Annotated in this window: 13 protein-coding genes and 1 tRNA gene; 8 read left to right on the top strand and 6 right to left on the bottom strand. The window is 55.9% G+C overall.

The window, feature by feature from the left end; genetic code table 11:
• The first annotated feature begins 83 nt into the window (after positions 1-83).
• From MID00_RS18480 to MID00_RS18460, 5 genes are all read left to right on the top strand, one after another.
• Positions 84-1,019 carry an N-carbamoyl-D-amino-acid hydrolase gene (locus MID00_RS18480; protein WP_060185009.1) on the top strand — a complete coding sequence of 312 codons (936 nt, stop codon included), beginning with the start codon at positions 84-86 and terminating at the stop codon, positions 1,017-1,019.
• Positions 1,010-2,191: a YgeY family selenium metabolism-linked hydrolase gene (locus MID00_RS18475; protein ID WP_254499291.1), complete on the top strand. Its 1,182-nt coding sequence runs from the start codon at positions 1,010-1,012 to the stop codon at positions 2,189-2,191. Before MID00_RS18480 ends, MID00_RS18475 begins: the two co-directional genes overlap by 10 nt.
• 19 nt (positions 2,192-2,210) lie before the next feature.
• A complete protein-coding gene (locus tag MID00_RS18470; protein WP_254499289.1) occupies positions 2,211-3,743 on the top strand; it encodes a M81 family metallopeptidase in 1,533 nt (510 codons plus the stop codon).
• A gap of 213 nt (positions 3,744-3,956) precedes the next feature.
• Positions 3,957-4,033: transfer RNA gene (locus MID00_RS18465), tRNA-Pro, on the top strand.
• A 152-nt stretch (positions 4,034-4,185) separates the two neighbouring features.
• Positions 4,186-4,632: a GNAT family N-acetyltransferase gene (locus tag MID00_RS18460; protein ID WP_060185012.1), complete on the top strand. Its 447-nt coding sequence runs from the start codon at positions 4,186-4,188 to the stop codon at positions 4,630-4,632.
• Positions 4,633-4,734: 102 nt separating this feature from the next.
• Here the strand turns inward: MID00_RS18460 and MID00_RS18455 are convergent, their stop codons facing one another.
• Positions 4,735-6,045, bottom strand: coding sequence for a ParB/Srx family N-terminal domain-containing protein (locus tag MID00_RS18455; protein ID WP_254499288.1), 1,311 nt, complete (start codon positions 6,043-6,045; stop codon positions 4,735-4,737).
• A gap of 241 nt (positions 6,046-6,286) precedes the next feature.
• Between MID00_RS18455 and MID00_RS18450 the strand changes: the two genes are divergently transcribed.
• On the top strand, positions 6,287-6,571 hold the full coding sequence (locus MID00_RS18450) for a hypothetical protein (protein WP_009454242.1): 285 nt from the start codon (positions 6,287-6,289) through the stop codon (positions 6,569-6,571).
• A 91-nt stretch (positions 6,572-6,662) separates the two neighbouring features.
• Here the strand turns inward: MID00_RS18450 and MID00_RS18445 are convergent, their stop codons facing one another.
• The 4 genes from MID00_RS18445 to MID00_RS18430 all read right to left on the bottom strand — a co-directional run bounded on the left by MID00_RS18445 (position 6,663) and on the right by MID00_RS18430 (position 11,007).
• Positions 6,663-7,139 carry a copper uptake system-associated protein gene (locus MID00_RS18445; protein WP_254499287.1) on the bottom strand — a complete coding sequence of 159 codons (477 nt, stop codon included), beginning with the start codon at positions 7,137-7,139 and terminating at the stop codon, positions 6,663-6,665.
• A 169-nt stretch (positions 7,140-7,308) separates the two neighbouring features.
• The gene (locus MID00_RS18440) at positions 7,309-9,456 is read right to left on the bottom strand and encodes a TonB-dependent receptor (RefSeq protein WP_254499286.1); all 2,148 of its coding nucleotides are present in this window, start codon (positions 9,454-9,456) and stop codon (positions 7,309-7,311) included.
• A 62-nt stretch (positions 9,457-9,518) separates the two neighbouring features.
• Positions 9,519-9,836: a DUF2946 family protein gene (locus MID00_RS18435; RefSeq protein ID WP_254499285.1), complete on the bottom strand. Its 318-nt coding sequence runs from the start codon at positions 9,834-9,836 to the stop codon at positions 9,519-9,521.
• Positions 9,837-10,011: 175 nt separating this feature from the next.
• Positions 10,012-11,007, bottom strand: a complete 996-nt coding sequence (locus MID00_RS18430) for an NAD(P)-dependent alcohol dehydrogenase (RefSeq protein WP_254499284.1) — start codon at positions 11,005-11,007, stop codon at positions 10,012-10,014.
• Positions 11,008-11,106: 99 nt separating this feature from the next.
• Between MID00_RS18430 and MID00_RS18425 the strand changes: the two genes are divergently transcribed.
• Complete coding sequence (locus MID00_RS18425) at positions 11,107-12,024, top strand: AraC family transcriptional regulator (RefSeq protein WP_009454229.1); 918 nt, start codon at positions 11,107-11,109, stop codon at positions 12,022-12,024.
• A 69-nt stretch (positions 12,025-12,093) separates the two neighbouring features.
• On the opposite strand, the gene MID00_RS18420 is transcribed toward MID00_RS18425, so the two are convergent.
• Positions 12,094-12,372, bottom strand: a complete 279-nt coding sequence (locus tag MID00_RS18420; RefSeq protein WP_254499283.1) for a D-serine dehydratase — start codon at positions 12,370-12,372, stop codon at positions 12,094-12,096.
• A gap of 105 nt (positions 12,373-12,477) precedes the next feature.
• Between MID00_RS18420 and MID00_RS18415 the strand changes: the two genes are divergently transcribed.
• Positions 12,478-13,608 (top strand): FAD-binding oxidoreductase, encoded by a 1,131-nt coding sequence (locus tag MID00_RS18415; RefSeq protein ID WP_009454225.1) that lies wholly within the window; start codon positions 12,478-12,480, stop codon positions 13,606-13,608.
• Positions 13,609-13,621: the final 13 nt, after the last annotated feature.

Raw genomic sequence — 13,621 nt, 5'->3', positions numbered from 1 at the left:
ATTTCTGGCCCTTGATTGAGAGGGGCCGGGCGTTCCGAATCCCGCCCAGGGCGGATCTTAATTGTTGATGGAGTTCATATTTCATGTCCAGGTTTGTCAATGTAGCTGCGGCCCAACTGGGTCCTATCGCGCGCAACGAAACCAAGAAGCAGGTGGTTGACCGCTTGCTGGCCCATTTGTATCAGGCCAAGAAAATGGATGTTGATGTGGTGGTGTTTCCCGAGCTGGCACTGACCACGTTTTTCCCGCGTTGGTTCAGCGAGGATATTTCCGATTTTGATTGTTTTTACGAAACCCAGATGCCGGGGCCGGACACCCAGCCCTTGTTTGATGCCGCTGCCAAATTGCAGATAGGTTTCTACCTGGGCTATGCCGAGCTGGTCATTGAAAACGGCGTAAAGCGTCGCTTTAACGTATCCATTCTGGTCGATAAAACCGGCACGATTGTGGGCAAGTATCGCAAGGTGCATTTGCCCGGTCACGGCCAGGACGAGCCCTGGCGTGCTTTCCAGCATCTGGAGAAATATTACTTTGAACCCGGCCACGAGTTCGGTGTGTGGTCGGCCTTTGGGGGCGTGATGGGCATGGCTTTGTGCAACGACCGCCGCTGGTCAGAAACCTACCGCGTCATGGGTTTGAAGGGCGTGGAAATGGTCATGCTGGGCTACAACACGCCGGTTCACAACCCGCCCGCCCCGGAGCACGACGATCTGTCCATGTTCCACAACCATCTGGTGATGCAGGCAGGGGCCTATCAGAACGGCACCTGGGTGGTGGGCGTGGCCAAGGCGGGTAGCGAAGAGGGCATCGAGATGATTGGCGGCAGCGCCATCATTGCGCCGTCTGGGGAGATTGTTGCGGCTTGCTCGACCAAGGGTGACGAGCTGGCCATTGCCCGCTGCGATCTGGATCTGTGCCATTCCTACAAAAGCACGACCTTCAACTTTGAGCGTCATCGTCGACCAGAGGCTTATGGTTTGATCAGCTCGCAACGTGGAGCGGTAGTGCCATGGGCGTGAGCGAACACAAGCAAATGGATCTGGCCTGGGACGCGGTCAGCCTGACACAGGCTTTTGTGCGCATCCCCAGCCTGTCCGGACAAGAGCAGGCCATGGCGGACTTTGTACAGCAAGTCATGCGGGACTTGGGCTTTGATCAAATCAGTGTTGATGAAAAAGGTTCGGTGCTGGGTTTTGTCGGCCCGGCCCAGGCTCCGCTGGCGCTGTTGTTCGATGCCCATATGGATGTGGTGCCGATCGCCGGAACCTGGACGGTGGAGCCTTTTGGAGCCGAAATCAAGGACGGCCGCATGTATGGGCGCGGCACCAGTGACATGAAGGCAGGCTTGGCCGCTGCTCTGTGTGGCGCGGCGGCAGCGGCTCGTAGCGGCGCATTGAAACAGCGTATTGCCGTGTCTGCCAGCGTGATGGAGGAAGTGATCGAAGGCTATGCCTTGTCGCACGCTCTGGAACTATGCACGCCAGCCGCCGTAGTGATTTGTGAGCCTTCGCGTTTGCGCATCATGGTGGGTCAGAAAGGGCGGCAGGAGATCTTGCTGCGCCTGCAAGGCCGTCCTGCCCATGCAGCCTTGCCGCACCTGGGAGTTAATCCGATTCAGGCCGCAGCCAGGGCGATTTCGGCCCTACAGACGCTGGAATTGCCGCAGGATGCGCAGGTGGGGCAGGCTTTGCTGGTGCCGACCGACATTATTTCTGACCCGCATCCGTCCATTTCGCTGATTCCTTCTTCCGTTACCGTCCGTTTTGATCGTCGCACCCTGGTGGGAGAAAGCAGTGAATCGGTGCTCAAGCAAATGGAGCAATGCTTGCAAGCCGCAGGGGTGGAGGGCTTTTCGCTGGAACTGGTGGACAGTCAGGTACAAACCTATACAGGTCAGCAGGCCAGTCCGGGGCGGGACTTGCCCGCCTGGCGATTGGATGAGTCGGCTCCTTTGGCGCAGGCCATGGTGCAAGCGGTCCAGCAAGCTGGGCGTGTGGTGGAAATGGATACCTGGTGGTTTTGCACCAATGGCTCCGAGTCCGCCGGGCGACGTGGCATTCCCACCATCGGTTTGGGGCCGGGCGAGGAAGCACAGGCGCATACGGCGGATGAGTCGGTAGCGATCGATGATGTTCTGGGGGCCAAGGACATTTACGAACAGCTTTGCCTTCAACTGGCGGGACAAGCGTAAGAGCAATCGGAGACAAGTGATGCGTATTGCAGTAGCGGGTTTTCAGCACGAGACCAATACCTTTGGCCCGGCCATGGCAACGATGGCGGACTTTGAGCATGGGGGCGGCTGGCCGGGAATGTGCCGCGCAGAGGCGATTGAACCTGCCTTGCGTGGGGCTAATATCCCGGCAGCCGGGTTTATGGCCGCCGCCGCACAAGCCGGGGTCGAGTGCGTCCCGCTATTGTGGGCCGCGGCCAGTCCTTCCGCTCCCGTCGAAGCCATGACGTATGAGGCGATCGTGGCGGAGATTCTGTACCGCCTGGAGCAAGTTCTGCCCGTGGATGCGGTGTATCTGGACTTGCACGGCGCCATGGTGGCCGAGCATCGGGACGATGGGGAAGGGCATTTGCTGGTTCTGGTGCGCGAGATGGTGGGGCCGGACGTGCCGGTGGTCGCCAGTCTGGACTTGCACGCCAATGTCAGCGACACCATGCTGGCGCAGGCCGATATGCTGGTGGCGTACAAAACTTACCCGCATGTGGATATGGCGCAAACGGGTGAGCGTACTTTTCAGGCGCTGATGCGATGTCTGCAAAGCGGTCGTCGCCCGGAATTGGCCTGGCATCGACTGCCCTTCCTGATCCCGGCGATCTGGCAAAGCACCGAGATGGAACCGGCTGCCAGCCTGTACCGTCACTTGTCATCGCTGGAAGAAATAGAAGGCGAGGGGAGCGTGTCCTTCGCCATGGGCTTTCCTGCTGCTGACGTGCCCGAATGCGGAGCGGTTTTGTGGGCCTATGCGCAGACGCAGGAAGAAGCCGATAGCCGTTTAGCAGGCTTTCTGGACGAGGTGCTTGATAAAGCCCAAGGCTTCCAAGGCAAGCTGTACGAACCGGACGAAGCTGTGCAATGGGCGCTGAGTCATCCCGGCAAAGGCCCGGTGATTATTGCCGATGCGCACGATAACCCCGGAGGCGGTGCCAGCTCCGATACCTGTGGGCTCTTGCGTGCCTTGCTGAAAGCCAAGGTATCCGATGCGGCTTTAGGCTTGATCGTGGATCCGGAAAGCGCTGCTCTGGTTCACCAGGCAGGGGTTGGTAAAAGCATCGAGCTGTCCCTGGGCGGTAAATCCGGTGTTCCCGGTGATATGCCCTTGCATGCACGCTTCTATATCGAGTCCGTATCCGATGGTCAGTTCTCCGCCACCGGTCCGTATTACGCAGGCTGTGCCATGAACCTGGGGCCTAGTGCCTGTTTGCGCATAGAGGGCGTGCGTATCGTTCTGGCCTCCTACAAGTCGCAAATGGCAGATCAAAGCATGTTCCGTTTTGTGGGGATAGAGCCGGAGCAAATGAAGATACTGGTCTTGAAAAGCGCTGTACATTTCAGGGCGGACTTTGGCTGTATCAGTGACCGTATCATTGTCGGAGCCGCCCCGGGAGGCGTTTCCATGCGCACGACAGACCTGCCATGGGAGCGCTTGCCGGCAGAGCGCCTGCTGTATCCCGGTGGCCCCAGCCTGTCTCAATGGCGAATCATGCAATCAGAAGGGCAGGCCTGTTCACAATAGCTTTGCATTTTTTACCTAAGTAGGTATACTCCTGCCTTCACGGTTTTGATGCGGATTAGCTCGGTAAAATGAGCTTCGAAAATCAGACCGCCTGTTCAGACAAGTGTGGATTTCAATCGGCACCGGGATTAACTATCAATAATCTCGAATCGAAAGAAAAAATCTAAAAAACACTTGCAAGAAAGGAAGAACAGGGTTATAGTTTAATTCTTTCGGGGCGTAGCGCAGCCTGGTAGCGCACTTGCATGGGGTGCAAGGGGTCGAAGGTTCAAATCCTTCCGTTCCGACCAAATTTTAAAAGGCCTACAGCATTTTTGCTGTAGGCCTTTTTATGCGTTGTCTGCGGGGGGACTCGTGTCATGGCAAGGCCAGTGTTAGTGATGTCGTTGTACAAGAGGTGGGTTACAACAGGCGTGTTTTGTCAGATGTTTGGTTCTTAAGAATGTTAATTAGAAAGGCAATACCGCAAGATCATCAGGCTGTGAGTTGTTTGGCGTATCGCTCCAAAGCTTACTGGGCTTATACAGAAAGTTTTTTGCAAGCTTGCAAAGCGGATTTAACGGTCAGTGCGCAATTTATTGAGCGCAATCCCGTCTATGTGCTGGAGCATGAAGGGCAACTGCTTGCTTTCTATGCTTTCAATCTTGGTGAGGAAAAGCTGGATGCTTTGTTTATAGACCCGGACAGCATTGGTCAAGGCTTAGGACGGTTGTTATGGGCTGATTTACTGAAAAAGGCGAGAGACCTCGGTCTTGTTCAATTCACTCTGGATGCCGATCCAAATGCAGAGGGTTTTTATCTAAAGATGGGGGCCTATACTATCGGTAAGACGCCTTCAAGCATAGACCCGGAGCGTTATCTTCCTCTTTTGAGAGTGCTCGTGCCATAGCTGGCCGTAGTCACGCTATGTGATTACGGCCGAGCTTAGTGTGCCGATTTGGCAGGATTTAGCGGGCTTACCGAGCTGCCTGATGAGAATGTGCTGCTTCTGTTACCACCCCCAGCAAGTCCCCGCCGCAGGCTTGCCGCAATTGCGGTAGTTCACTGCAAACCACAGCTTTCCTGCACCCCGTGGGCTACCGTCAGATTTGACGTCGTTGCGTGGCAGTTCTTCCAAGGTGTCGCGCGCTGTTTTAGTGTCGGAGTCACTGGCAGCGTCCGGTTCCAGGACGATACGGCCTAAAGCTGCTGCATCACGGTCTTCAAAGACCAGATCCGTGTCTTTCAGAGCCGTCATTTTCAAGGCTGCATCGCGCACGGCAGCCGCGTAGCTGTCGTTTGAACCACCGGGTTTCAAGGTCTTGTTCAAGGTGCTCACCGCCAGAATCTGGGTCGGTGTGGCGGGTGGGGCCATCTGGTATTCGTCCAGCTTGGGCAGTTGGCCCCCGGAAGCTTGGCGGCGCAGCCAGTCGCCCCACAGAAACTCTGCGTATTCAGGCAGCTTGCCGTTTTTATAGGCAAGGTCGCGGGTGAAATACACCAGGGAGCGATAGCGATCTTCCTGCATGCCACCGGCTTCTTTTTCGCTGGCCAGCCCAACGCGGGTAGGCAGTTGCTCGACAGTAATAGCCTGGTTTTCACCATCACGCAGCCAGACCAGTTTCTCTTTGCTCATGCGCTCCCAGAAGGCGGACGCTTCGCGGATGTCGCTGTAGTTGGCGCTGACTTTTACCCAGACGGGCAGTTTGGGGCCGCCGTCCGGGATTTCGCGCAGGGATGAGAAGGTGTGGTGGCCATCGGTCAGATAGAGATTGCCGTCCCAGCCTACGACCACGGTTTTCAGGTTTTCTGTTTGCGAGCCCAGAGGGTCTTTGCACAGATAGGTGGTGGGCTGGTCCAGGCGGGCAGCTTGAACCTCAGCGATGGTCAGAAATTTTTGAGCACGTTCGGTTCCGCCCATATCCTCGCAGTAGTCGTCAAACTTCTTGCCGATGGTGCGATTCAGGTAGTCCAGTTGCTGTTTGGGGTCCTTAGCCCAGGTGGGCCGATCCAGATCGCCTTGCCAGCGTCCCAGCTTGTAGTAAACCTGATCGTAGCCAATGGCCGCTTGGGTGGGATGCAGTTCTTCGATGCGGACCTTGATGACATCGCCTGCCTTGCTGTCCAGATAGGCGGTGTTGCGAGGTGGTTCCGGGTCTTCAGTGACGGGTGGCGTCACGACGGGGGCTTCGGGGGAGTGGCTGCCGCCTGTGCTGGAGCCGCTGTCGCAGGCTGCCAAGGCCAAGGGCAACAGGGCGATACCCAGGGCACGCAGAAGCTGTTGTCGGGCGGGGACAAGAGAGTGCAAAGAAGCGAGGTTCATGGTCCGTTGGGGATTTTGTTGGAAGATCCTAGATCATGAGGGATGGGTATTGCCGGAACATTGCATTCAGAAACATTCATCGCTTGTGCGGGATAGCTGCCCGCTTGTCACGGCCGGGGCGAAATTGTGACCAGCTTGCTCAGTCCTCTCCCATGCGGACTGAATCCCGTAAACTGTCCACGCTTGAATTAAATCGCTAAATCACTTCCTGGCTGTGGGAGCTGGTTTTAAAAGGTCATTAATGTCGCTCTACAAAAAAGCCTGGCTGTTCACCTTGTTCAATATCTTGCTCCTGGTCGCCTTGTATTTTGGGCTGCCTGTGTTCGACCGTGTGTTGGGGACCTTCGGGTTTTTAGTCTTTGGCTTTTATATTCTGGGCCAGGGCTTGGTAGCCATGACCGTTTTTACTTGCCCAAAGTGCGGTTTGTCGCCGTTCATGGGTAGCCAGAGCTTGTTCACCAGTTATTCGCCCTTTCCGCGCAAGAAGTGTGGACAGTGCGGGCATGACCACACTCAGACTGAGTAGGGCAAGTTGCGATCCGGCGGCCCGGCGGCCCGGCCCGGTGCACTGATTCCTTGTTGACTCAGTCCTTGCGCAGCGGGTTCTCCTTCCTGGATTAGTCGGGTTGATGGTTGTGATCCACCACCATATTGTCTCCAAAGGTGGAGAATTTGGCGGTCACTTCGGCGGGCAGTTTGGCTTCTGCTGCGCTAGTGTTCTTGACCAGGCGTTCTGCCGCTTCAGCGCTCATGCCTGCCATGGTTAGAGTCTCGACATCGTTCAAGCCATCGCCACCACACATATGAACATTCCATTCCCCATGATGACTCTTTAATAGCGCACGACCACCACGTGTCAGTTGCGTCCAACCCGCCAGGGCGTAGTCACCCTCGATTACGATAGGCTCCACCACAAGAGGGGCTTCGGGGCTGTCCCAAATCGCCTTCATGGCTTGGGAGATGCGATCGGCCTCTGATGGTGCAGCGTGAGCCATGCCCGTGAACATAGCGAACAAGATGAATAAAGCCATGGCGAAGAAAAGCCCATGGAGTGCCACTTTGAAGGTCTGGCGATGTTGTGAAGCGGTTTTCATAAAAACTCCTTGTTTCTCAAGCTAATAAAAGACAGGGTGGGGCTGTCGCCCCAAGCAGAGTGCTCAGCTGACTTGTTGGCAGCCAAGAGGCAGTGATCTGGCATATAAAGCGTGATAGTGGCGATTTGACGGGCATGACAAACCCCTTAGCAAGATAAAAAAAGTGGAATTAATACTGGATCTGCACACCGGCAAAGACCGATCTCCCTGTGCCCGGCTCGAACAAGGGCGAGGAGGCTGTGGCATAGTCGGTAATGCTGGCGCTGGCGATGTATCGACGATCTGTCAGATTGCGGCCATCTATATAGAAGGAGTAGGGGCCGAGTTCCCATCCGGCTCGCAAGCCAAGCAAGGCATAGGAGCTGGTCTTGATGGTATTGGCGTTGTCGACGTAATAGGCCTGGGGCACCCATTCCACATTGGGGCCAATGTGAAAGCCCGACGGGTGTTTGTAGATAATCTCGGCCCGCAGATAATGCTTGGGTACGCCGGGCATTTGATTGTTGTTCCAGGCCCGATCATTGTTGAATTTGAAGTCGCTATAGGTGTAGGCGCCTTTGATGTCCAGGCTGTCACTTTGCAGACCTTGTACCAACAAACCACGAGCGGCCGTCCATTGCACACCTAGCTCTATGCCTTGATGGGTTGTGCGGTCTGCGTTGATGGTTTTGTCGCAAATGTTCCAGGGCGCGCTGATGCATTGCAGCTCGTTTTTGACGCGGGCATGGTACAGGGAGACATCCCAGGCCACGTTTCCGTTTTCCCCCCGGGTGCCTATTTCGAAGGTGGTGGCACGTTGAGCTTGCAGACGATCCAGATCATTGCGGGTCGAGAACGTCATGTCGTCAAAAGTTGGCGGCTCGGCGCTGCGGGAAATATTGCCGTAGATTTGCCACTGCGGACCTGCATCCCATAACAGGCCTAATTTGGGATTGAAGAAGTTGTAGCTCTTGTCCCCGGACCGGGTGGCGGGCAGGCCGCCGTTATACAAGTCCTGACGCTTGCGTTGGGCGTGCATGTACTGCAGGCCGGTAACCAGGGATAAGTCCGAACCAAGACTCCAGGCGTTTTCGGCATAGGCGCTCAGATTGCTGGCCCTGTCTTTGCTGGCAGACAGCTTCTCCTGCCGTTTGCCTCCTACGTTTACAGAGTTTTGAGCATCAATCTTGCCTGCCGACCAAGTCAAGCCTAGCGTGAAGCGGTTGTCTCTGCCTGCCAGCGGGCTGGTGTTGACCAGCCTGCCGTAAGCGCCGTAGCTGTTTGTGTCCCTATCAATAAATTGATAAATGGGGTGCCGTAGCGTGCTTTGCTCGAACCAGCCACCCAGTTCATATTGGGTCTCTCCCATCAGCAGCACTGTGCGGTTGGCGATGCGGCCTCCGTCCAGGTTGAGCTGCCAGTCGTGCTCTTTATTGGCTTTGGCAGCTTGCCGTGGATTATTCAGAGCCTGATCGCGGCTGACCGAGCCGGGAATATCCTGGTGAATTTGATAGCCGCTCAAGTAAAAACGGGTTTCTGCCCGGTCTGAAAGCCGCCAAGCCAGGTTTGCGCTGGCCCGCGAGGAATGGCCAGCACTTTGTTCCCTATACCCATCCTGGGTTTGCCAGGAGCCGGAAATCACGCCATCCAGTTTCTCGCCCGCAAAACCGCTGCCAAGTTGCACGCGCCGCCAGCCAAAGCTACCGGTATCCAGACGCCCTTGAAAGGCGTCGGCATCATGGCCGGTGGGGGTGACGAAGTTGATGGCTCCACCTAAAGTAGCGGCTCCGTACTGCAAGGCATTGGCGCCTTTATAGACCTCGGTATAGCGGTAGGCTGTAGGGTCGATGCGATGAAAATTGCTGCTGCCGTCCGGGTCATTTAATGGAATGCCATCCTGGTATAAGCTGATGCCGCGCAGATGGTAATACCGCGACAGGCCCGAGCCACGTATGGACAGACGTGCATCATCTCCCCATTTGGGCTGTGCAAACACCCCCGGTGTGTAGTCCAGGATGTCTTTGATGGAGGCGGCTTTGGTATCACGCCAGGCGCTCTCGGACACCAAAGCCACGCCGCCCGCGGTTTGTTCAATGGTTTTTTGAGCGCTTTGCAGGTCTGGAACGGTCAGACTTTTACCACGCTCTGGAGTGACGATGACGGGAGCCAGTGTTGGCGTCTGTGCATGAGCAAGGCTGGTCCAGGAGCTGGAAAACAGCAGGGTCAGAGCCAGGACGCTGCTTCGTGTGCGTGGTGATTTTTGTGCCGAGTGAAGAGAGGGCGAAAAAGGGGCGGCCTGCACGGCGCATGCCTGTGCAGAAACACAAAAAATGGACATAAAAAAACCTTGAATGACTTCGCTGAAAAGCGACTGCACATACGGCAGTCGACGACGAGAGATCAAGCAAGGTTGACAGGTGGAGCGCGTGACCCTAGCGGTGGCCCCAAGGCAGGCAGGGGTGGCAAGCTCTGATTACGGTGTACTAGCAACAAAGGCTGGCGAGTCACCGGGGCATCCAGGCTTGCCATATCAGCGCTGGGCAGGGCTACTTGGGACAGAACCAGTGCGTAAGGGCACTTCTGCATATCCGCGTGTTCATTGGATTGCGGCGGATCGGCCTGTCCTGTCAGGCTCATCCAGATCGTGCTGGGCGTTCCTCCGGGGACACAAAGCGTGACGGAAAAGAAGCCATTCTGTTCACCCAAGCTACCGGGCATGTAGCCTGCCGGGACCAGCGAACGGCTCAGAAATGACAGGATCGCCAGGCAAAAAAGAACTTGCCAGGCTATGCCATCTTTAACGAGAGAGCAGTGCCGTTGGACAGACATGGCGCGATTGTATTACAACTGCTTCTCAATTAGCTTTGATTTATCTGATGCCCGGACTCCGTTATTAGTGATGGATCACGATTTTTCCAAAGCGATCGCGCTGTTGCAGATAGCGGTAGGCTTCATGAGCGTTTTTGAAATCGAAGACCCGGTCGATCACCGGATGGATCCGGTGCTGGCTAATGACTCGATTCATGGCTTCCAGATCACTGCGACTACCTACACCAATGGCTTTGTAGTTGGCCTGACTAAAGACCAGATCCATGACATCCAGCGATTGCACGGATTTTCCCAAGGAGCCGATCAAGGACACTTGCCCACCTACAGCAATCGCTTTGATGGATTGCGCAATTGTCACCGGACCACCGACATCGACAATACGATTTGCGCCTTCGCCATGTGTGTAGTCTCGTACAAACTCGGACCATTCTGGCGTGTCTTTGTAGTTGAAAACCTTGTCAGCCCCTAACTGCAGCAGCTTGTCGAACTTATTGTCTGAAGAAGTGCTGGAGATGACGCAGGCTCCCATTGCCTTGGCCAATTGAATGGCAAAAATGGACACGCCACCTGCTCCTTGTGTCAGCACTGTATCGCCTGCATTAATACCGGCCAGTGCGGACCAGGCCGTCAAGGCTGCGCAAGGCAGGGTTGCTGCCTCTTCAAAACTCAGATGGGAGGGCATAGGCGACAAGGCCTCTGCCGACACGACTTTGTATTGAGTCAGCCAGCCGTCATGCTCAACACCATATTGTTCCCGGCCTGCGTAGGCTGGGCCACCGAACCAGTTCGGGAAAAAGCTGTTGATGACACGGTCGCCCAACTTGAAGCGCTGCACGCCGGGGCCAAGGGCATCAATGATTCCTGCTGCATCTGACAGTGGTACAGCCCCTGGCGTAGTGGGATAGCGCAATGTATCTTTCATGACCAACAGGTCTCTGAAGTTCAAAGACGAGGCCATGACTTGAACCCGCACTTGTCCGGGGCTGGGTTCGGGAAGCGGTTCCTGACCTCGTGTCAGGTAGTCCAAACTGCCATATTGTGTAAAACGGTAGGTGTCCATGCATGCTCCTGTTGATACTTGCATGGAGCATGCTAGGCCTGAGACTTCAGACGATCTATAGTTAAAAATCCGATTTTCCTGTCTTATCGTCTGATAGTCATGAACCCCTTTGATGAAATTCTGGATGGCATGCGTTTGCAGCATGCTTTGTATGCGTGCTTCCAACTGCGTGCGCCTTGGGGCGTCAGCTTTGACACCGGCGAGTATGCGCGGCTGTTGATTGTCAGAAAAGGGGCTTGTTATTTGAAGGGAGAGCAGCGGGCCGATCCCGTGCTGCTGGATGCGGACACCTGCATGCTTGTTCAACCAGGGGTGCAATTCTCGCTGTGTGACGGCAAGGAAAGTCCGCTAGTTTCCTGTGAGACTTTGGCTCGGTATCCGCATGCTGAGCCGATCGTCCATGGGGGCGATGGAGCCTTGACTGAAATCGTGACGGCCCGCTTTGCTTTCAACAAGTTGGCTGCCGAACCCCTGTTCAGTGCGCTTGGCCCCTTGGTACACACTCGCTTGAGGGCGGAAGATGCTGTCGCCATAAAAAGCATCCTGCATGTGCTGCAAACCGAAGCGCAAAGCCGGGATTACGGAACTCAGCTGATTAACGCCCGTCTGGTTGATGTGATGTTCATTCAGGTGCTGCGGGCTTTATCGCACTGCGCCTCCTTGGGGGCAGGGCTGTTGGCGGGTATTCGAGACCCCAGGATGGCCCCGGTCTTGCAAGCTGTGCATCAGCAGATTGCGCATCCGTGGTCGGTGGAGGAAATGGGCGCACTGATCGGGCTGTCCCGGTCCACCTTTTCTGCTTTGTTCAAGGCGGCTGTCGGGCAAGCTCCCTTGGCGTATCTGACGGCTTGGCGTATCTATAAAGCCAAGCTTTTGTTGGCAGCCGGTTCGCAGACGATAGGGCAAATTGCCGCGCAGGTGGGGTATGACAATGAGTCCAGCCTGAGCCGTGCTTTTAGCCGTTTGGAAGGAGTCTCGCCCGGTGTGTGGCGGCAGAGGCAAAGAGCCGGAGTTTGATGTCCGGCCCTACGTCAGAAGATTGAACAGGCGCAGCCTTGCCTGAGAGCCTGTTCTGTCAGTTTCCGCTTACAGGCTGCGCCCCTTATCCAGATAGGTTTGAAACTCCGCCTCCGGCACCATGCTACCGCCCGTTCCCCAAACCAGGTGGGTAGCGTTCTCCAGCTGAACATGCGTAAAACCCATACGCTGCAGATATTCAGGCGAGTTCAATACCCGCGCCATGCCGGGCACGCCAGCCAGGGCGGAGGGTTCCAGTTTGACCTTGTCCTGCTCATAGGCAATGGCCATCAAACGGTATAACTCTTCGTCCGTGACGGTGTAATAGCCGTCGAACAGACGCTGCATGGCTTTGCCCACGAAGCCCGAAGTGTCCGCCTAGTAAAAACCCTCTTGGATGTTTTTCTTGGAAAGACCTACTATTAGCCCTCAATTATCGGATATGAGAATTTTATGGTGTACGACTACGTAATTGTTGGAGCCGGGATGGCAGGCGTGTCTTTGGCCTACCGTTTGCCCGAAAGTGCCCAAGTGCTGGTTCTGGAAAGAGAGTCCCATGCTGCGTATCACTCCACGGGACGCTCGGCCGCGATGTTTGTTGAAACCTACGGTACGGAAACGATTCGTGCCTTGACTGTTGCGGGCAATGATTTTTTCAGCCATCCACCCGCGGGCTTTAGCGATCAGCCAATTTTGCTGCCGCGCGGTGTGCTGTATGTGGGGACCGCCGATCAGCAGGATTTGCTGGACAGCCAGTATCAGGATTGGCATGAACAAGGTCTGGATGTTAGCCGCTTGAGTGCCGAAGAAGCCTTGGCCATGGTGCCCTGTCTGGACCCTGCGCAATTGGCCGGTGCCTTGTATGACGGTCAGGGTCAGGACATGGATGTACATGCCTTGCACCAAGGGTTTCTGAAAGGTGCACAAGCCAAGGGTGTGAAACTGCGTCTGGATACGGAAGTGGTGTCGGCCAAGTGGGATGGCGAATGTTGGGAAGTTCAGCTCAACGCCGAGCCTGCAAGTTTGCGCACTCGTGTGCTGGTCAATGCGGCGGGTGCCTGGGCTGATACCTTGGCAGAACGCTGTGGCGTGCAGGCCTTGGGCATTCAACCCAAACGCCGTTCCGCCTTCCTGTTTTCGCCGCCCGAAGGTGTGGATCATCGTGACTGGCCCGCCGTCATTGATATTGGCGAAGAGTTTTACTTCAAGCCCGATGCTGGCATGTTGCTGGGTTCGCCTGCCAATGCCGACGACGTGGATGCCCATGATGTCGTGGCTGAAGAGCTGGATGTGGCCACCGGTATTTACCGTATTGAAGAGCGCACTCAGCTCCGTATCCGTCGTCCCAGCCACACTTGGGCGGGGCTGCGCAGTTTTGCTCCTGATGGCGAGCTGGTGATTGGTCAGGATGCACACTGCCCCGGCTTTTTCTGGCTGGCCGGTCAAGGTGGCTATGGGATTCAGACCGCCGCAGGCGCGTCCTTGCTGGCGGCCAGTTTGTTGCAAAAGCAGGATCTGCCCGATTCTTTGAAGGCCCTGAATATTGATCCGGCTGTGGTATCACCCGCTCGTTTCAGAACATAAAAACAGCAGCACT

Origin of the sequence: Alcaligenes sp. NLF5-7, assembly GCF_024266725.1 — a bacterium.
Classification (GTDB): domain Bacteria; phylum Pseudomonadota; class Gammaproteobacteria; order Burkholderiales; family Burkholderiaceae_B; genus Alcaligenes; species Alcaligenes phenolicus.
This window is presented reverse-complemented; position numbering and strand designations above follow the sequence as displayed.